Annotated in this window: 1 protein-coding gene; it reads right to left on the reverse strand. The window is 53.6% G+C overall.

The features are described 5' to 3' along the window. Positions 1-142 precede the first annotated feature (142 nt). A complete protein-coding gene (locus P7F28_RS17100) occupies positions 143-487 on the reverse strand; it encodes an STAS domain-containing protein (protein WP_277185711.1) in 345 nt (114 codons plus the stop codon). Positions 488-1051: the final 564 nt, after the last annotated feature.

Genomic DNA, 1051 nt, shown 5'->3' on the forward strand with positions numbered 1-1051 from the left:
AATTTCGCTTGTGTTGGCTAAGGTTCGCTTTGCTTCGCTTGGTTTGCGCGTTTCGTTTAGCGCATGAGTTGAATTCTGTGGGCGCGCCGTTACGGCCGCGTTTCAGAAAAGCTGGCTCAGGTTACGGATGAAACATAGGGGCTTACGCCACTTCGTCGAAGCGTTCGAGCGCGGCCGCGCGCGTGTCGGTGACGTTGAGAATGTTGAGAAATCCGCTGATCTCGAAGACCTCGCGGATCTGATCGTGCATGCCGCAGAGAACGAGCCGTCCTGCGGATTGTTTGAGACGCTTCGCCGCGATCAACACGACGCGCAATCCGGCGCTGGAGATATAGCCGAGCGCGCTCAGATCGAATAAGAGGGAGTTGGCGCCTTGATCGAGACGGCGCTGGATTTCGGCTTCGACTTGCGCCGAGTTGGTGCTGTTGAGCGCGCCTTCGAGACTCACGATAAGCACGTCGCCCTGGACTTCATACTGGTTTGCCACAATGGTCTCTCGTGCAATGGCGATGTTGCTTGCCTGGCTTCAGGTATTTTCGACCGAACTAAAGACACGTCTTTCCTGGCACATGCCTCGTAGCTATGCCTCGTAGCTTTAACGGCAGCATTCAAAAATTCCTGATAGATCGTCTTAGCGATTTATCACGGCAAATCATTCCGGCAAGCCTTCAAGAAATCCCTAAAGCGGTCGTTAAACGCCTGAGCGACAGGAAAAGCAGCGTATCACGCACGTCTTTCGCCTAATGCGCGAATAGAGCCTGGAACCCGGTTCTCTTCGCGAATATGACCGGCGAAATGGCGTGCGATTGTTCCGTGTCGCTTGCAGTCGATGGTGACTCGTACGTGACAGCTTTAGCGTACGTTCGTGCTTAAAAAGCATTGCTTTAGGCGGCCGTCATCGCGCTGCAAATACGTTTGACCAAGCGGTTTTTTCTTTAACAAATTTTGGTTTGGTTTAGGGGGTAGGCATGGCATCTGACGGTTCAGTCGCTCCGAAAGAGCGGGTCAATATTGTGTATCGTCCGGCGACCGGAGATGCCAAGGCGGAAGT

The sequence above is a fragment of the Caballeronia sp. BR00000012568055 genome (genome assembly GCF_029439455.1).
Taxonomy (GTDB): domain Bacteria; phylum Pseudomonadota; class Gammaproteobacteria; order Burkholderiales; family Burkholderiaceae; genus Caballeronia.